Source organism: Brucella rhizosphaerae (assembly GCF_002252475.1).
Lineage (GTDB): Bacteria > Pseudomonadota > Alphaproteobacteria > Rhizobiales > Rhizobiaceae > Brucella > Brucella rhizosphaerae.
Genome location: NZ_NNRK01000017.1, coordinates 185,023 through 203,627, shown reverse-complemented (window position 1 = coordinate 203,627; position 18,605 = coordinate 185,023). Strand labels below are relative to the sequence as shown.

Sequence of the window (18,605 nt, the reverse complement as noted above, 5' to 3'; positions counted from 1 at the left end):
GCACCCCATGACCTACCCAAAATATCATCCGTTCGAGAGTGAGGCTCTTGCAGTTTCGCACGGCAATGAAATCTACTGGGAGCTCTCAGGAAATCCTGATGGCAAACCTGCGCTTTATTTGCATGGTGGCCCGGGAAGCAGCCTGCTTTCGGGCAGGTATCGCCAGCACTTTAATCCTGATCGCTATCGGCTGGTCGGTATCGATCAAAGGGGATGTGGACGCAGCAGCCCTCTGGCGATCGATAATCTCGATCAGCTTTATCTCAACACCACCCAAGCCCTGATTGAAGATATCGAAGCTGTCCGTAAACATCTGGGTATTGATAAGTGGCTGATAGCCGGATCATCATGGGGTACCACACTTGCACTCGCCTATGCGCAGGCCCATCCTGACCGTGTGTCGGAAATGGCATTGATTGCAGTTACAACCACCAGCCGTAGCGAAGTGAACTGGATTACAGAAGGCGTGGGATCATTGTTTCCAGAGGCGTGGGAACAATTTGACATCTCTTCATGCCGACAGGTTGGCGAAAGCAATGTTGCGGCCTATGCCAGGCGCCTCGCGAGCGGCAGTCTGGAAGACCGTTTGCAAGCCGCCCGCGACTGGAACCAATGGGAATCGATACATATCTCACTCGATCCCAACTGGGCACCAATCAAAAGCCGCTTCGACGAGAAGGCAGGGCTCGCCTTTGCAACGCTTGTTACACATTACTGGGCAAATGATGGCTTTCTGCGCAATGGTCGTGAAATCCTCAACAGAATGGAAAAGATCGAGCATATTCCGGCAGTGTTAATCTGCGGTCGGCGTGATTTTAGCGGACCCGCGATAACCGCTTGGCGGTTACACAAAGCATGGCCTGCAAGCAAATTGCTCATTATGGAAACCGAAGGGCATGGTGGCCCACTTTCCGAGCACGAACTGTGCAATGCGCTGGATGCTTTTGCCGCTGCACGCACTGATGGCGTTTGAAGGCCCAGGCCCGAAATCAAACCCGCTTTATAGTCCATTCCAAACAACATGGCAGCGTCTGGCAAGCAGTCGATTGACTCGCCTCTCATTGGTAGGTAGTACGATCTAACTACCAATGAGAGTCGACAATGAACAACAACCCAACCTCCTCCGAAAGTGCACGCGACAAACTGCTCAAGGCTGCTGCGGTTCTCTTTTATAATAACGGGATCGGCGGCACGGGTATTGATGCCATTGTTGAAAAGGCCGGCGTTGCCAAGAAGAGCCTCTATAATAATTTTGCATCCAAAGCCGATCTCGTAAACCAGTATCTCGAAGCGCGTCACGCCGAGTGGCTTGCGCTGTATGATGCGAGATTGCAGCATGCATTCACCGGAAAAGATAAGGTCCTCGCAGTCTTTGACGCTTATCAGGATCATGCCGAACATGAATATGAGCGCGGTTTTCGCGGCTGCGGCCTGCTGAATGCAGCTGCCGAACTCTCCGCAGATGACATTGGACGACAAGCGGTAAAGCATCACAAGCGCGAAGTTGAAGCGCTGATTGCAAATCATTTGACAGAGCTTCTACCACATGATCCTGCCCGTGCAGCAGCGCTGGCCAAGCATATGGCTTTTCTGCTTGAAGGCGCCATGTCACGCGCCGGTCTTGAGGGAAATAGCGACTGCGTTACAGACGCCCGCGCAATGGCATGCGATATGTTGGAGCCTTCGTGAACACTTCAACACGTGATTATACTGTCGGTGTGTCTGCCGTTCTGTTTTCTTCCATTGTCTGGGGAACCACGGGGACGGCCGCAACTTTCGCTCCGCAGGTTAGCGCTATCGCAATCGGTGCCGCAGCGATGGGCATTGGTGGCATTTTGCAAGCCATGCTTGCAGGGCTGGGTATATGGCGCGCATTGCCTGCACTCGCAACACACTGGAAAAATCTGCTTCTGGGCGGACTGGCCGTGGCCATCTATCCATTGGCTTTTTATGCATCAATGCGGATGGCTGGCGTCACCATCGGGACGGTTGTGACCATTGGTTCCGCGCCACTACTCTCAGCTCTTATCGAATATCTGTTTGATGGCGCGCGCTTGTCGAAGCAATGGCTATGGGGTGCACTTATCGGCCTGCTTGGAATGGTATTGCTGTGCATCGCAGAGGGCTCGATACATGACAGCGCACACACTGGCAATTCGGTGCTGATCGGTGTCTGTCTCGGCCTCATAGGTGGTCTGACCTATGCCCTTTATTCATGGACTGCGCGTGGCTTAATGTTGCGAGGAATACGCTCCTCTGTCGCTATGGGCGCAACTTTTGGAATTGGCGGCCTATTGCTGATGCCGGTCCTGCTCATGACCGGAGCTCCTTTTTTGGCCTCGTGGAATAACGCTGCTGTCGGCATCTATATGGCCCTGGTACCGATGTTCCTGGGCTATCTCTGCTTTGGCATAGGCCTTGCACGAATTTCTGCAAGCATGGCAACGACAATCACGCTGATAGAACCCGTCGTCGCCGCGCTGCTGGCCGTTGTTATTGTAGGAGAGCGGCTCGCCCCGATGGGCTGGATAGGCGTGGCTCTGATTATCTCATGTCTTGTGGTCATAACGCTGCCGTTCAAGAGATCGTCGAGCGTGAACCGGGAACAAACGGCTGCGTAAAGAGCTGTCCGCCATCGCCTAACTATCGATCAGTTTACGGGCGCTGGCAGCATTGGTGCAGGTGCAGGTGGGAACTCACCTTGCTGAGGTGATGGTGCGGACGGTTGCGGTTCTGTTTCAGGAGCAAGAGGTGAAGGGTTTTGCAGTGGACCACCAGTGTCCGAACCAAGGGTCGGCAATGATGTATCTGGCTTGTCGCCATACACGCCAAGCTTTGCCTCTTCCGCTTCCTGTCCTGCTTCGGCATAGGCACCACCGGGCGTAGCTTTCGCCCAGCCATTCGCCACAAGCCAGAGAGCTGCATCATCATTGCCCACATTGCATTGCGTTGCGACTGCCGCTCCGCTGTCATTTTGCGGCAGACGGCACATAATCGCACGCGAGCGCAGCCATTGGCGAAAAGCAGTGCGCGCCTGCATGCCACATGGCCAGACTTCACCCGATGAAGACTGACAAGTCTGCTCAAGTGGCACAGTCTCTATGCCTTGCAGATCGACAATACGACCCTGGCTTTCCAATTTTCCAGCAGCCAAAGCGACAGGGCGTTGCAGCAACTGCATCGGCTCCCCCTCGTCTACCGGCGCACTCGGTACCGGGGGTTCTGGTGGCTTCGGCGTTGATGCAAGCCCCAGATCGCTCAAAGGCGGACGCGCAGGTTCACGCTCAAGCGCGTTCTGATCTGCCGGACTATCAGTTTTCTGGCTGTCACCATCTGGTGTTGTTTCAGGAGCGGGTGTTACGTCCTTTGATGCAGATTGATCAGTTCCAGAGCCTGCGTCCGGTTCATTGTAGTCAAATTGCTCGACTACAATTCCATTGTTTGCACCAGTTTCAGCCTGGCTTTTTCCGTCTGCACTTTCGATCACCGTTACGGGACGATCAAGTGCACCATAGAAAGGCGCAACAAAAGCAGCGACGAGAATTGCACCGGTTACCCCGGCAAAGGCACCGAAAACAAATCGGGCATGGCTCTTACTTTGCGGTTTAGCCATTACTGGCTCGCCCACAAAATACGGGCGATCCACTCGACATCTTTGGTCTCAAAGGAGCGGTTTGGAAACTCAGGATTAAACGAATGCAATTCAATTGTGCGCGGTGTCTGGCGGTGCAGGATTTTAGCCATAACCTCTCCGTCTTTGGTGCGAACGACCACACGGTCGCCACGGCGAACCGGTGCATTGGGTGCTACGACCAACGTATCGCCGTCGCGATAGAGTGGCAACATGGACTCGCCTGAAACTTCCAGCGCATAGACATTATCAGTCGGCGCGGCAGGAAACTGCACGACATCCCAGCCCTGTCCGGCAGGAAACCCGGCATCGTCGAAAAAGCCGCCAGCGCCCGCTTCTGCCATACCAAGTAGTGGAATGGCGCTCGGTTCCTGAAAATAATCGCCATAGTGATGCGTTCCAACTTCACCGCGGATCAACCGGGTAAATTCGTCAAACGTCGCCCCTGTGGCTTCCATGACTTTGGCAAGCGATTCTGTCGATGGCCAACGCGCGCGGCCATCAGCAGCATAGCGCTTTGACTTGTTGAAGGTCGTCGGGTCCAGCCCTGCGCGGCGTGCAAGGCCGGACGCACTCAAGGAATTGCGTTCTGCCAAAGCATCTATCGCAGCCCAGACGCTATCATGAGAAAACATTACTATGACCCGCCAAAGAGGATTTTAAACCTAAACACCTATCATATGTTGTGTAGAACCTACCGGATATCCTAATTTTGCGCAAGATGTGCGATATGACAGGGAAAATTTTCTTATTGCAAACAAAAACGCGCGACATAACAATGCCGCGCGTTTTGCAATATTTATTTGAATGCCTGATCAGGCGGCCTTCTTCGCTTCGCCCTTATATGGGTTGAAACGCTTGTAGAAGCTTTCGCCACTTTCGGCCATGTCGAGAAGCAGCTTCGGCGCTTTGAATTGTTGGCCGTATTTGCGCTGCAACTCCTTGGCAATTTTGACGAATTTCTTTGCGCCCATGCCATCGATATAAGAAAGCGTACCGCCGGTATAAGGAGCGAAACCAAAGGCCAGAATGGAGCCGACATCGGCTTCACGCGGGTCGGTGACAATGCCCTCTTCCATCACACGGGCCGCTTCCAGAGCGATGGTGACGAGGAAGCGCTCTTTAAGCTCGCTCACATCAATTTTATCCGGATTCTGCTGCGGATAGAGGTCTTTCAGGCCTGGCCAGAGATGCTTTTTGGCTGGCTTCGCCGGATAGTCGTAAAAGCCCTTGCCATTCTTGCGGCCCTTGCGGTCGAACTCATTGACAAGTCTGTCCACCAGCTCAACATGACGCGGATCGACGGCCTTTTCGCCGAGATCGGCAAGCGTGGCTTTCAGAATCTTCTGCGACAGATCAATTGCAGTTTCATCATTGAGCGCAAGTGGGCCAACCGGCATACCGGCCATTCGGGCAGCATTTTCGATCATCGCCGCCGGAACACCTTCAACAAGCATGTTGTAGGCTTCCGACATATAGCGCAGCACGCAACGATTGACGTAGAAGCCACGTGTGTCATTGACTACGATTGGCGTCTTCTTGATCGCCCGGACATAATCGAGGGCTACGGCCAGCGCCTTTTCACCCGTCTTCTTACCGAGGATCACTTCCACCAGCATCATCTTGTCGACAGGCGAGAAGAAGTGAATGCCGATAAAGTTCTTCGGGCGCTTCGAGACTTTCGCAAGGCCGGAGATCGGCAAAGTCGAAGTGTTGGAAGCGAAGATCGTGGAAGTTTTGAGCACTTCTTCGGCTTTTTCCGTTGCCACACGCTTGACTTCGCGGTCCTCAAAAACCGCTTCAATCACCAGATCAGCGCCTTCAAGCAAAGAATAATCCGGCGTCGCGGTGATGAGTGACAGCAGCGTTTCCTTGTCTGCTTCGGTAGCACGGCCCTTCTGCATTTCCTTGGCAATGAGATCTGCGGCATGGGCTTTGCCCCTATCCGCAGATTCCTGATCGCGATCGATCAGCACCACCTGTATACCAGCCTTGGCCGTCACATAGGCAATGCCAGCGCCCATGAAGCCCGCGCCAATCACACCGATCTTCTTAAATTTGGTGGGCTTCTCATCGACTGGACGACGTGCGCCCTTGTTCAGTTCCTGCAACGACACAAACAGCGAGCGGATCATCATGCCCGCTTCGGTCGTCTGAAGGATTTCCGTGAAATAGCGCTGCTCAATCCTGAGACCGGTATCGAAGGGCACCAGAAGGCCTTCATAAACCGACTTCAGAATAGCAAGCGCTGCCGGATAATTACCGGAAGTTTCACGCCGCAGAATGGCAGTTGCCGCAGGCCAAAGGTTAGCACCGGCAGCTGAATAGATTGCGCCGCCCGGCAACTTGAAGCCTTTTTCATCCCATGGCTGAACCGGCTTGAGGCCACCCTTGATGAGCTTCTTTGCGGTTTCAACGAGCTTTTTAGCTGGAGCCACCTCAGTGATGAGACCCATTGCCTTGGCGCGCTGCGCAGTCAGGCTGGAACCAGTTGTCATCATCTGAAGAGCGTCCTGCTGGTTGGCAAGACGTGGTACGCGCTGCGTACCACCAGCACCCGGAAACAGACCGACTTTGACTTCCGGCAGGCCCATTTTCACGCCCGGTGCATCGGATGCAACGCGAGCATGACAGGCAAGCGACATTTCAAATGCGCCGCCCATGCAGGTGCCGTTAATGGCAGAAACCCATGGTTTGCCGGAGGTTTCCAATTTACGGAAAAGACCGCCCATGCGACCAACATTATCAAACAGCGACTGAACGGCTGCCTGATGGTCTTTAGCCTTCTGCTTCTGGAATTCCTTGAACATGCCTTCCAGCATGGTCAGATCGGCCCCGCCGGAGAAGGTTTCCTTGCCCGACGTAATAACAACGCCCTTGATCTTGTCGTCTGCAGTCGTCGCGTCGATAATGGCGCTCAGTTCCTGCATCGCATCGACGGTGAAAACATTCATCGACTTTTCAGGCATATCCCATGTAACGAGAGCAATGCCATCGGCGTCGGTTTCAACTTTGAAATTTACATAAGCCATTGTCTGAACCTCCCCTTACACGCGCTCGATGATGGTGGCCGTACCCATGCCGGCACCGATGCACAACGTCACCAGTGCAACATTGAGATCGCGGCGTTCCAACTCATCCAGCACCGTTCCGAGGATCATCGCGCCGGTTGCGCCAAGCGGATGGCCGAGCGCAATCGCGCCGCCATTCACATTGATCTTGTCATGCGGAATGTCGAAAGCCTGCATATAACGCAGGACCACGGCGGCGAAGGCCTCGTTCAACTCGAACAGGTCAATGTCCGAGATTTTCATCTTAGCCTGTTTCAGAAGCTTTTCAGTTACATCAACCGGGCCGGTCAGCATGAGGGCTGGATCGGAACCGATATTGGAAAAAGCGCGAATGCGTGCACGCGGCTTGATATCAAACGACTTGCCTGCTTTACGCGATCCAATCAGAACACCCGCAGCACCATCTACGATGCCCGACGAATTACCGGCATGATGGACGTGATTGATGGTTTCGACTTCCGGATGCGCCTGAATGCCAACGGCATTGAACCCGCCCATTTCACCCGGCATCACAAAAGATGGATTGAGCTGGCCCAGTGCCTGCATGTCAGTGCCGGGACGCATATGCTCGTCCTTATCAAGAATGGTTAGACCATTCTGATCTTTGATCGGAATGACAGAATTCTTGAAATAGCCCTTTTCCCACGACTTGGCAGCGCGCTTCTGGCTTTCGACAGCATAGGCATCAACATCGTCGCGGCTGAAGCCGTATTTTGTGGCGATCAGATCGGCAGAAACGCCCTGCGGCATGAAATAGCCAGGGAAGCCAACCGATGGGTCCATGTACCAGGCACCGCCCGACATGCCCATACCAACACGTGACATGCTTTCAACGCCGCCCGCGATCACCAGATCATCAGAACCGAAGGCTACCTTTGCAGCCGCCAGATTGACCGCATCAAGGCCTGACGCACAGAAGCGCGAAATCTGGATGCCCGGTGCTTTGAAATCATAGCCGGCTTCAAAAGCCGATGAGCGCGGAATAACGGCTCCCGCTTCACCGACCGGATCGACGCAGCCGAAAATAATGTCATCAACCTTGGCCGTGTCGATGCCGTTGCGGTCGCGCAAGGATTCCAGAACCTTCGCGCCCAGACGAACGGCAGGCACTTCATGCAGACTGCCGTCTTTCTTGCCACGCCCACGCGGAGTGCGGACGTGATCGTAAATATAAGCCTCAGCCATTTGTTCTCCTTCCCGCTGCGCTCGTAAGAACGCAGCCTAATCTTTAAATCAGAATGCGTCTGCGTTGAGCGCCATCATGCTGTCCGCACCCGACTGGATGCGTGCGAGATGGGCGACAGTTTCAGGCATAATCCGCTCGAAATAATAACGCGCGGTGACGAGCTTGGCTTCAAGATACTCCTTGTTGCCCTCGCCCGCTGTCAGCTTTTCTTCGGCAACTTTCGCCATGCGCGCCCACATAAACCCAAGCGCTATCAGACCAAAAAGATGCATGTAATCATTCGATGCCGCACCAGCATTGTCAGGCTTTGCCATAGCATTCTGCATCAGCCACATGGTCGCGGCCTGAAGGTCGTTGACGCCCTTCTTCAAATGCTTGGTGAAGAACGAAAGCTTTTCGTTTTCACGGTTGGTTTCGCAGAACTCACCGACTTCCTTGAAGAAGGCTGTAATGGCACGGCCACCGTTCAACGCCAGCTTGCGGCCAACCAGATCAAGTGCCTGAATGCCATTGGCACCTTCATAGATCATGGCAATGCGCGCATCGCGCACATACTGGCTCATGCCGTGTTCTTCGATATAGCCGTGACCGCCAAACACCTGCTGCGCCATGACAGCATGTTCAAAACCCTTATCGGTCAGAACACCTTTCAGTACTGGCGTCAGCAGACCAACAAGATCGTCCGCCGCCTGGCGTTCAGCTTCATCGCCTGAACGATGAGCTATATCGGAATTAAGCGCAGTCCATAGAATGAGCGCACGCCCTGCTTCGTTGAACGCACGGATGTTCATGAGATTGCGGCGAATATCCGGATGCACGATGATCGGGTCTGCCTTCTTGTCCGGCGCAGCCGGACCAGAAAGCGCACGACCCTGAATACGCTCACGCGCATAAATCGCGGCGTTCTGATAAGCCGTTTCAGCGATCGAGAGCCCCTGAAGCGCCACACCCAGACGTGCTTCATTCATCATGGTGAACATGGCGCGCAGGCCCTTATGCGCTTCACCAATCAGATAGCCCGTTGCATCATCATAATTCATGACGCAGGTGGAATTGCCGTGGATGCCCATCTTTTCTTCAATAGACCCACAAGACACGCTATTACGCTCGCCCGGATTGCCATCAGCATCAAGAATGAACTTCGGGACGATGAACAGCGAAATGCCCTTCACACCCTCCGGAGCGCCGTCGATACGCGCCAGCACCAGATGGATAATGTTTTCCGACATATCGTGTTCGCCAGCGGAAATGAAAATCTTCTGGCCGGAAATCTTATAAGAACCATCGCCCTGCGGCGCAGCTGTTGAACGCAGCAGACCCAGATCCGTGCCGCAATGCGGTTCGGTCAGGTTCATCGTGCCAGTCCACGTGCCTTCCACCATCTTGGGCAGATAAGTGTCCTTCTGTTCATCGGTGCCGTGAGTGAGGATCGCGGCAATCGCGCCCTGCGTCAGGCCCGGATACATGGTGAGCGCCATATTGGCCGACGACATATATTCGCCAACTGCCGTATGCAGCAGATAAGGAAGCCCCTGCCCGCCATATTGCTCAGGCACTGCAAGACCAAGCCAACCGCCTTCGCGATACTGGTCATAAGCAGCCTTGAAACCCTTAGGCGTCTTCACCGAACCATCAGCGGCGCGAACGCAGCCTTCCTGATCGCCCGTATGATTGACCGGAAACAGCGTGCCTTCGGCAAGCTTTGCGCCTTCCGACAAAATCGCCTCAACGACATCGGGTGTCGCATCGGCAAAGCCTGGCAGATTGTTGTAGCGCTGATAGTTTAAAACGTCATTGAGAACAAAATTCGTATCCTCAACTGGCGCGCGATAGCTCGGCATCGAAATCCTCCAAATCAATAACCCGCTCAACCCCGCATGAAGCGGAACAGGCTCCCACCTGCGTTCTGGCATGTTTGTCACATGAGTTGTTCAACTACGTGACAGCATGTCCCTGTTGACAAAAATGGGTTCTAAAACTCAAAAAACCAGCCATTTTTGCCATTTCAAACATCTGCCTTCGCATTTTTTGAAGGTCAGAGTCTAAATTCGAGGCAAAACTAGCGCACTTTGACGTTTCCGTAAACGTCAAAAATTTCACTTAATCGTGCGCCCTTGTTTTTCGGTAAATTTGTAAACACTGCCTTGGTTTTCCGCCCTCGTCCCAACAGAAGATTTTCGTTCGTTTGATTGGTCCGAATTATCGAAATCACGTAAAATACCGCGTGTGATAAAACCATTATCAGATATCGGCATCCATCAGCGTGCTCTGCTCCAGCCATCGCATCGAACTTGCGAATATTGTAACTGAACAATATTCCGGAGTAAGAGGAATAGTTATTTCAGCGCGGAACAACATTCAGTATAGCTCGTTAAGTTCAGACATGCCTTCTACCCAAAGCCATACGACATCACATTCATCGTGGAACAAATGCGGGCACAATAATCCGTTGTATTAATTGGCCGAATACCGTTCTACCGTGTGTTTCTTGTCTTTTTCATTTGGATTCAATAAATGCAACAGGACGAGATTGCACAATTAATTAATCGAGTGGCACTAGGGGATAGAGCCGCATTTAATTTACTTTATCGACAGACCAGTCCGAAACTTTTTGCGATTTGCCTTCGTATTCTCAAAAACAAAGAGAGAGCTGAAGAGGCTATTCAAGAGGTTTACATAAAAATCTGGCATCGCTCTAAAACATTTGAAGATGGTTTCAGCTCATCATGGTCATGGCTTGCAGCCATCGCTCGCTATCAATCAATTGATGTCATTCGACGGCTTAAACCTGATAGTTTGAACATAGAAGAAGTTTATGAACTGGAAGATACGGGCATGTTAAACCCTGAACAACAAGCGGTAATTTCTGATCAGGGACGTCAACTCGAAAGCTGTTTACGGGAGCTCGCTGACAACCATGCTTCCGCAGTAAAACGAGCCTATGTCGAAGGTTTAAGTTATCTGGAACTCTCTGACGAACTGAATGTCCCGATCAATACCGTGAGAACATGGTTGCGTCGTAGTCTTCTGAAATTGCGAGAGTGTATGCAGCGATGACATCCGAACCGCAAAATTCCGCTGAACGTGATCCAGATGATGTAATCGCTGGCGAATACGTCTTAGGCGTTCTGCCAATTGAAACCCGGCGGCAAATAGAACAGCGCATCAGCGTAGATCGTTCATTTGCCAGACGCGTCGAACGCTGGCAGCAGGATTTCGCGACCTTCAATGAAGAATATATTGCTACACCCGTGCGAGGAGACATCTTTCCAAAAATTGAGCAGCGGCTGTTTGGGAAGCCGCTTAAGCGGCACATTCTGGGCGATATTTGGAATTCCACTCTTTTCTGGCGCTGGTTCGGGCTTGCAAGCGCTACAGCAGCATTAATAGCCTTTGTTTTCGCATCCGGTGTAGGTCTAGCACCGCGCACAACCGTACAGTTGCTAACTGAACTTCGTACTTCTAATAGCAATTTCAATTTGTTGGCGTCATATGATGGGCCAACGGGCAGCTTAAAAATAACACCCGTCGCTTCAGGCGAAGAGAGCGAGAATTCTCTTGAACTCTGGATCATTCCTGAGCAGGGGACCCCAATTTCTGTGGGCATATTCGAGCCGGGGAAAAATGGTGAGTTTGCCGTTTCTGACGGACTGCAAAAGTATCTCGTTGCAGGAACAACCTTAGCTGTCAGTCGCGAACCCTTTGGTGGCTCCCCGACGGGGCAGCCTACAGGACCTGTCGTGGCAAGCGGCACTATCAGGAATTTGTAGGATAGAGCCACAGCTGCCTTTCAGAGCGCCGATTTGATTCAATCAAATCGGCGCTCTAACCCTTTTTATTTGAAGCACAATCTTATCGATCCTCGTTTCACTCAGGTCCGATTGTGCTCTAATCTGTCCGCTTGATCTGCTCATGAAAAATAAAAAGCTCATTGGTTGAAACTTTTCCATTCCAGCTCTCGTAACTGCTTCTAGCCACACCACTGTGCGGCCATCCGGCAGCTTATCCGGAGTTTTAGGAGGAAATTGAAATGATGCATTTTTCTAAAAGAGCACTCACTGTTGCCGCTATTTTTTCCGCGATTTCTACTGTTGCACTTGCTGAAAATCCGAATGTCGGCGGAGCAGCAATGTATGACAACAAAACCATCGTCGATAATGCGATGAATTCCAAGGATCACACAACGCTCGTCGCTGCTGTTAAAGCTGCGGGGCTGGTTGATACACTTAAAGGAAAAGGCCCGTTTACAGTTTTCGCACCAACCAATGAGGCATTCGCCGCCCTCCCAAAAGGGACGGTCGATACCCTTCTGAAGCCTGAAAACAAGGAAAAGCTGACGAAGATCCTTACCTGTCACGTTGTCGCCGCGGATGCTATGTCGAAGAACATCACTAAAATGATAGCTGACGACAAAGGAACTCACGACATCAAAACAGTGGGCGGCTGCGTTCTGAAGGCCAAAGAAGCAATGGGCAAGATTACGCTGACCGATGAGAATGGAACTGTCGCTCACGTCACAATAGCAGACGTAAAGCAGTCAAACGGCGTGATACACGTCATTGACAAGGTTCTGTTGCCTAAAATGTAATAACATCAGCTTTCGACAGAAATTCCGACCGGGTGATTTATCCGGTCGGTGACATAGAAAAACAGGCGTATAACGTTTCGGACCATTTGAGGATATCAATGGATATACAAGAGAATGCTATTTTAACCGATGTAGGCGGTTTTCGGCTAAACAGTGTTCTTATCTCTCCCCAATCTTTAGCGGCGAAAACGACCGTCCTGTTTATTCATGGGGCGAGCACCAGCCTGCTGGATCCATTCTATTCATTTTCCGGCATGTGCCCTCAAAACATGCAAATGCTTTTTGTTGATCGACCAGGTCACGGGAAGTCAGACTTTGGAACATCTGAAAATATACTCCCCGACGCTCAGGCCGATGCGATCGCGACATTGATGCAATTGCGCGGTATAGCCAAAGCTATCATTGTCGGCCATTCATACGGGGGTGCTGTCGCTGCTGCATTGGCGGTTCGTCATCCAGAGAAAGTAGCAGGTTTGATCTTTCTCTCACCGGCTGCTTATCCTTGGGTTGGCGGCATTTCATGGTTCAATAATATTGCCAAGCTGCCGATAATCGGAGCACTCTTCAGCTTTTTCGTCGTCCCCACCCTGGGAGCGATTGTACTTAAAAGAGCGACGAAAGCAGTTTTTGAGCCGAATGAGTTTCCAGACGATTACACGAGGCGGGCGAAGACATGGCAAGCCCTGCGACCTCGCGCATTCCAGCGTAATGCCCGGGAACTTGCAGCCTTGAGCGCGTGGGCCGAGCAGGCATCTCACAATTATAAACGGATTATCGCGCCAACACTTATTGTCACTGGCGACAGAGATGACATCGTGTCGCCTGTTGTTCACGCCAAGCGACTGGCCAAAGAAATTAAACAGTCTGAGTTATTTGTACTAAAAGGCATGGGCCACAAGTCTGACTATATAGCGAGAGACCTTGTTGTTGCGGCTATAGAAAAACTTTCTGGTCAAAAAATTGATCTGGACCCAATTGCCAGACATATAGAAAATAAGATCGCCGAGGACGCCAAGGGGTAATTGTGGTCCGGGAGCATAGAATACACCCGGCATCGTTAAGGTACGGTCTAAAGCCGGGCCGACTTTCATCGACCCGGCTCTTAATATTTATGAAGACGGAAGAACCGTCAGATCCCGGATATTTTCACCAAGCGTCTCTATAACGCCCACCTTTGTGGCAGCGCCAGTTTCAAGATTGACTGTATAAATCGTGTTGTCTCCAACCAGATATGCGGTGTTCTTGCCTTCTTCCAAACTATGAATATCGAAAGCATAGTTCGCAGGAGCATCGCCGATTTCAAGCTTGCCGATCGACTTAAGCGTTCCATCATTCGGCTTTGTTTGCTGAACCAATGCGTTCGTGCCCGCATCAATATTAAACATTGCGGTCTTTTCAGGCTTACCGATGGAGTTAGTATAGGCAGCAGCAACAATTTTGGATTCTGAGCCTTCGGCTGCATCGCCCTTTTCATATGCCAGCTTCCCATCAACCGTGACTTCACCCGTATCAGGATGGACACGGTGATTTGTTGTCCCGGTCATGAAACGAAGCCGGTCAGCCATGGGGTTAAAGTCGACAATAACGGCCTGCCCCTCTGTGAGTGGCAGCATCTCGTTCATTTTTGAGACTTCCGTGACAGCTCCTCCATCAAGATTGATCGCAACGATCCGATGATCCGCGGTAACACCGACAAGGGTTTTATCAGCAGGCCTGAAATCAATTCCAAGCAATTTTTCCACGCCGCTCAACTCCAGTGTTTTCGTCACCTTCGCATCGTCTGTATCAAACCAAACAAGTGTCTTGTCACCGACGAGTCCAATAGCAGGTGCTGCAACGCCATGAATAATCGAAACGCCAAGAATTGTGGATGTAACCAGTGCCAACTGAATGATACGCATTATTATTCTCCTTTGTTTTCGCGGTTCGAAGCTGCCTTACAGATCGTGGATTTCAGCGCCTCTAATTCTTAGACACGCGAGGTCAGTGGTTTGGATGCATCGAAGAAAAATAAAATTCCAATGCATCTGTTTGCTGGTTTCTTGCGTATAGGAATTGAGGTTAAGTTATCTGGCGGCAGAGGAGATGTGCGGAATGGGTGGGCAGTCGGATGAACTCGCAAAAGCTATTGCTGCCTGCGTGCGGCGTGATCGTTCAGGGCTCCGAGCCATATTTGATCAGGAAGCGGGTCGACTGCTGGCGGTTGCGCACCGCATTCTTCGTCGCCGGGAACTTGCAGAAGAAGTTTTACAGGAAGCCTTGATCCGCATTTGGACTCATGCCCATCAGTATGCGCCTGACCAGGGGTCTGCGAAGGGTTGGATATATGCGATTGTACGCAACCGGGCATTAAATGTACTTCGCGATGGCAAACGCGAGCAGACGGTCGATGATCTCGATGCTTTGAAAGAAGCCGAATGTTCAAACGACATTCTGACCGCATGGCATCAGCTTGATCAAAAAAGCCGATTACGGGATTGTCTGAATTCTCTGGACAAAGACAAGCGGGATGGAATTCTCATGGCTTATGTCGGCGGCTATACACACGGTGAGATCGCCGGTCGTTTGCAGATACCTCTGGGCACTGCGAAGTCCTGGGTGCGACGCGGGCTAAGCGCATTACGGGCGTGCATGACATGATCAATTCATTCGACAACATAGCGGAAATTGCTGACGATTATGTACTGGGTCTGCTTGAGCCTGACGACATGGTTCGGGTTGAAGCTGAAATTAATCACAATGAAGAGCTGAAACGAGCCATTGCGAGTAGTCGTGAACGGTTTCTGCCGTTGGATACATCTATTGCTCCAATGAGTGTGAACGAAGATATCTGGCAGAGCATAGTGCAGCAACTCGCTGATGCTCGTACCCCATCAACAGTAATCACCGAAAGTGCCAACGATAATAGCCGTACAATCGGCCGCTGGAAGCTTGCAGCCCTCTCCACTTCAGCTGCCTCCATTCTCCTTGCGCTCGGTCTGGGATGGTCACTGACCAGAACAGCCGAACCTATTGTCATTGCGGTTCTGCTGGATGAGAGCGGAAGCGTTCAAGCGGTTGTCGAAGATTTTGGCAACGAGCGTGCGCAGGTGCGGCTGCTGAACAATGTCGAAATCCCTTCCGGTAAAACCATTCAGGTCTGGACACTACCTTCACAGGAAATGGGCCCTGTCTCGATGGGATTACTTGAAGGTGCCCATTCGGCCCAACTGAAAGGGCCAGACCTCCCGTTTCCGAAGGTTGAACAACTTTATGAACTCACCTTGGAACCTGCAGGCGGCTCGCCGACAGGTCGCCCAACCGGGCCAATCCTCTCAAAAGGTTACGCAAAAATTCCGCTATAACGCAGTCTGATTGCGTGGCGTATAGCCCAGTCAAAACGCTGGATTAAATAAACACTGCCTGAGCTTCAGCTGGTTCAGATCAAAGGCTTGTTTGTTGGTTGCCTTGAACGGTGATTGGCACACGCCCTGTTGCGCAATCAGTATCTGACACAACAAAACTCAACGCTAAAAACAAGAAAGCCCGCTTCGCTGGGAGGAGGAGTGCGAAGCGGGCTGATCTGGAAAGCGCGACTGGGAGGAGGAGTGCCGCGCTTCGAGTTCAGTTTCTGGGAGGAGAAGTGAAACTGAACAGCCCGAAAATAGGCACAGGGTATGATGATTACAAGAAACAAATATGCATAGCTGATATGCACACCCTTAAAATGGAAAACCGCCCGGCAGCGACTGAGCGCGCGCAGGCGGTTTAATCCTCCCAAGAGGCCGCTTGATAACAGTATTGTTTCAATAAAGCAAATCAATCGACCAAGTACATAATCATACTCTTTTTGTATGATTATAACTAGACTTGTAGAAACCAGAAGAAATTGCAATCTGATCTGAAACAAAGGCCCGTATCACGCATTTTGGGCGGGGGGCTTGGGTTGCGCGATACGGGTGCCGTCCTGCAAACAGGGTGCAGTCCATAAATAAATACGATGGCCGAAAACAAAAATGACAGTTTGTTGCAGTTGAAAATGGTTAGTGCAGCAACCGCTAACAAAAGTCGCTCCGCAGCGAGGGCTGTCGGAGCGACTGCGAACCGATGCCCCTGCCCAGAAGTCGGAACGCAAATTCAGCGTAACATCGCCAGGATGGGACTGAAAGTTACAGATAATTTAGGAAACTGTGGCGATCAGCTCCACTCATTCAAAAGCTTGAATAATCGACTATACGCCTGGTTAAGCTGTTTTCTTTACCCGATATGCCATCCCAAGTGATCTTGGAGCTGTTTCCTGAAAACCAAATTTTTCATAAAGCTTGTTTGCCGGGACATCGGCAATCAGACTTACATAGGCAGAAGCAGGAAGTTCTGTGTTCACATAATGCATAATGGTCTTCATGATCACCTTGCCGAGTCCCCGTCCCTGATATTGAGGATCGACAGCAATATCCACCACCTGAAAAAAGCAGCCTCCGTCTCCAATCAGACGTCCCATTCCAATAGCTGTATCCTCGTGCAAAACCACAGCTGCAAAAACGGTACCTTTAAGCCCGAGGATGGCCGCTTCTTCAGAAAATGCGCTTAATCCCGCCACTGCGCGAAGATGCAGATACTCTTCAACAGACGGTGTGCGCGCGACAGTTGAGTAGACAGGCTGATTCATTCGGCATTCCTCTTTTTCGTCACCGCGACTAACCGCATCTTAAACTGATTCAACACTTCAAACAGGATCAAAAAAGAATTGTCATAGCCGGTTGATTGCTTGTGCTGCTTGATGTCTAAGTATTTCTAATATCAAGCTCTTCGGATCATGGCTGTGACTACAGAACAAACCCCTTCCAACGTCATTTTCTCTCGCACCGCAGTCACCAGTACTGCGATGATCTTCGGTCTGACATATAGTCTCAGCGCCGCGCTCATTGCACTGGACCTGGATGAAATGGGGTTCAGCGAAGCCATTATCGGCGCCAATGCAGCAATGCATGCTGTCGGTGTGCTGTGCATGGCCTTTTTGCTTCCACGCCTGAGTGCATTGCTCGGCATGCGTTTGCTGGTGATCGTTGCCCTTGCGGCTGCAGCTATTCTGCTTGGTCTGTTTCCTGCAATCCCATTAGTATGGCTTTGGTTCCCACTGCGCATCCTGCTGGGTGCCGCATCAGAAACATTGTTCGTTGTTTCCGAAACGTGGCTCAACTCGCTCAGTACAGATGAAAACCGATCAAAGACCATGGGCATCTACACAGCTGCTCTGTCACTCGGTTTTGCGCTTGGACCTTTGATCCTCTCGCTGGTTGGATCAAGCGGGTTCGTGCCCTATCTCATTGGCTCCGCATTGGCGATTGTCGCGGCACTGTTGATTGCCAGCCCAAAAGTCAGCGCACCCCCGATCACCGACGAACCACATGGAAGCCCGCTGCATTATTTAGCTCTTGCGCCCGTGGCGCTCGCGGCAACGGTGTTGAATGCTGCCATTGAATCAGCGGGTCTGTCGTTTCTGCCACTATATGCCGTGGATCTGGGATGGAACGAAAATCAGGCAACACAGCTTATGTCTGTCATGATGTTCGGCGCAATCGTTCTTCAGATTCCCATTGGTTTTCTGGGAGATCGAATGAGCCGGCAGAACTTGCTCATCATACTTGCGGCCCTTTCGGCCGCCGGTGCTGCGATCTGGCCATGGGCGCTTACTCTGCCATGGCTCACCTATACGTTGTTGTTTGTGTGGGGCGGCGCCTTCGTCGGCATCTATACAATCATGCTGAGCGTGGTTGGTAGTCAGTTCAAAGGCGCTCAGCTCGTCGGCATTTATGCCAGTATGGGCCTCATGTGGGGTGTCGGCGCATTGATCGGACCGCTCTTTGCGGGGATTGCCCAGCAATATTTGACCCACGGTCTGCCGATCTTTGTTACGATTGCCTGCCTGATCTTTCTGGCGCTAGCCCTCGTCTTACGTCCACGTGCAGTGCTCGCAACCGAATAACATCGATTTTTCCGAAACTTAAAGCCGCAGCGGCCTCCCGAAAGGAGGCCGTTTTTATGCAATCAATAATAGATTTTAACCACTTATTTACTACGTTTGTAAGAATATGGCTTTAGCAAACATGGCTTCGACTCGTTCGTGAATTCGGCTTTCGGCTAGCTTCT

17 protein-coding genes are annotated in these 18,605 nt (G+C 51.6%); 10 read left to right on the top strand and 7 right to left on the bottom strand.

The genetic code is table 11. The features are described 5' to 3' along the window. Positions 1–7 precede the first annotated feature (7 nt). From pip to CEV32_RS03045, 3 genes are all read left to right on the top strand, one after another. On the top strand, positions 8–973 hold the full coding sequence (pip, locus tag CEV32_RS03055) for a prolyl aminopeptidase (RefSeq protein WP_094574036.1): 966 nt from the start codon (positions 8–10) through the stop codon (positions 971–973). Between the two features lie 128 nt (positions 974–1,101). Beyond that, positions 1,102–1,689: a TetR/AcrR family transcriptional regulator gene (locus tag CEV32_RS03050; RefSeq protein ID WP_094574034.1), complete on the top strand. Its 588-nt coding sequence runs from the start codon at positions 1,102–1,104 to the stop codon at positions 1,687–1,689. Further along, complete coding sequence (locus tag CEV32_RS03045; RefSeq protein ID WP_235818699.1) at positions 1,686–2,621, top strand: DMT family transporter; 936 nt, start codon at positions 1,686–1,688, stop codon at positions 2,619–2,621. The genes CEV32_RS03050 and CEV32_RS03045 overlap by 4 nt, the downstream gene beginning before the upstream one ends. A gap of 29 nt (positions 2,622–2,650) precedes the next feature. On the opposite strand, the gene CEV32_RS03040 is transcribed toward CEV32_RS03045, so the two are convergent. From CEV32_RS03040 to CEV32_RS03020, 5 genes are all read right to left on the bottom strand, one after another. Continuing rightward, positions 2,651–3,613, bottom strand: a complete 963-nt coding sequence (locus CEV32_RS03040; RefSeq protein WP_094574030.1) for a thermonuclease family protein — start codon at positions 3,611–3,613, stop codon at positions 2,651–2,653. Beyond that, positions 3,613–4,266, bottom strand: coding sequence for a S24 family peptidase (locus tag CEV32_RS03035; protein ID WP_094574028.1), 654 nt, complete (start codon positions 4,264–4,266; stop codon positions 3,613–3,615). Before CEV32_RS03035 ends, CEV32_RS03040 begins: the two co-directional genes overlap by 1 nt. 180 nt (positions 4,267–4,446) lie before the next feature. Further along, the gene (locus CEV32_RS03030; protein WP_094574026.1) at positions 4,447–6,663 is read right to left on the bottom strand and encodes an FAD-dependent oxidoreductase; all 2,217 of its coding nucleotides are present in this window, start codon (positions 6,661–6,663) and stop codon (positions 4,447–4,449) included. Positions 6,664–6,678: 15 nt separating this feature from the next. Next, positions 6,679–7,887, bottom strand: coding sequence for an acetyl-CoA C-acetyltransferase (locus tag CEV32_RS03025; RefSeq protein ID WP_094574023.1), 1,209 nt, complete (start codon positions 7,885–7,887; stop codon positions 6,679–6,681). Positions 7,888–7,935: 48 nt separating this feature from the next. Beyond that, positions 7,936–9,729, bottom strand: coding sequence for an acyl-CoA dehydrogenase C-terminal domain-containing protein (locus tag CEV32_RS03020; RefSeq protein WP_094574021.1), 1,794 nt, complete (start codon positions 9,727–9,729; stop codon positions 7,936–7,938). Between the two features lie 673 nt (positions 9,730–10,402). Here CEV32_RS03020 and CEV32_RS03015 point away from each other — a divergent pair. The 4 genes from CEV32_RS03015 to CEV32_RS03000 all read left to right on the top strand — a co-directional run bounded on the left by CEV32_RS03015 (position 10,403) and on the right by CEV32_RS03000 (position 13,498). Beyond that, positions 10,403–10,945 (top strand): sigma-70 family RNA polymerase sigma factor, encoded by a 543-nt coding sequence (locus CEV32_RS03015; protein ID WP_094574019.1) that lies wholly within the window; start codon positions 10,403–10,405, stop codon positions 10,943–10,945. Next, complete coding sequence (locus CEV32_RS03010; protein WP_094574017.1) at positions 10,942–11,658, top strand: anti-sigma factor; 717 nt, start codon at positions 10,942–10,944, stop codon at positions 11,656–11,658. The genes CEV32_RS03015 and CEV32_RS03010 overlap by 4 nt, the downstream gene beginning before the upstream one ends. Positions 11,659–11,918: 260 nt before the next feature. After that, a complete protein-coding gene (locus CEV32_RS03005; protein ID WP_094574015.1) occupies positions 11,919–12,476 on the top strand; it encodes a fasciclin domain-containing protein in 558 nt (185 codons plus the stop codon). A 98-nt stretch (positions 12,477–12,574) separates the two neighbouring features. Beyond that, a complete protein-coding gene (locus tag CEV32_RS03000; protein ID WP_094574012.1) occupies positions 12,575–13,498 on the top strand; it encodes an alpha/beta fold hydrolase in 924 nt (307 codons plus the stop codon). An 87-nt stretch (positions 13,499–13,585) separates the two neighbouring features. Here CEV32_RS03000 and CEV32_RS02995 read toward each other — a convergent pair whose 3' ends face one another. Further along, on the bottom strand, positions 13,586–14,377 hold the full coding sequence (locus CEV32_RS02995) for a DUF4394 domain-containing protein (RefSeq protein ID WP_094574010.1): 792 nt from the start codon (positions 14,375–14,377) through the stop codon (positions 13,586–13,588). Positions 14,378–14,570: 193 nt separating this feature from the next. Between CEV32_RS02995 and CEV32_RS02990 the strand changes: the two genes are divergently transcribed. Together CEV32_RS02990 and CEV32_RS02985 are read left to right on the top strand one after the other, a co-directional pair. Then, entirely contained in the window at positions 14,571–15,116 is a 546-nt protein-coding gene (locus CEV32_RS02990; RefSeq protein WP_094574008.1) for a sigma-70 family RNA polymerase sigma factor, read from the top strand. Next, positions 15,113–15,820 (top strand): anti-sigma factor, encoded by a 708-nt coding sequence (locus CEV32_RS02985; protein ID WP_167382730.1) that lies wholly within the window; start codon positions 15,113–15,115, stop codon positions 15,818–15,820. The genes CEV32_RS02990 and CEV32_RS02985 overlap by 4 nt, the downstream gene beginning before the upstream one ends. 878 nt (positions 15,821–16,698) lie before the next feature. On the opposite strand, the gene CEV32_RS02975 is transcribed toward CEV32_RS02985, so the two are convergent. Beyond that, positions 16,699–17,124: a GNAT family N-acetyltransferase gene (locus CEV32_RS02975; RefSeq protein WP_094574002.1), complete on the bottom strand. Its 426-nt coding sequence runs from the start codon at positions 17,122–17,124 to the stop codon at positions 16,699–16,701. 147 nt (positions 17,125–17,271) lie between these two features. Here CEV32_RS02975 and CEV32_RS02970 point away from each other — a divergent pair, with 147 nt between their 5' ends. Next, positions 17,272–18,441, top strand: a complete 1,170-nt coding sequence (locus CEV32_RS02970; RefSeq protein ID WP_167382729.1) for an MFS transporter — start codon at positions 17,272–17,274, stop codon at positions 18,439–18,441. The last annotated feature ends 164 nt before the right edge of the window (positions 18,442–18,605 follow it).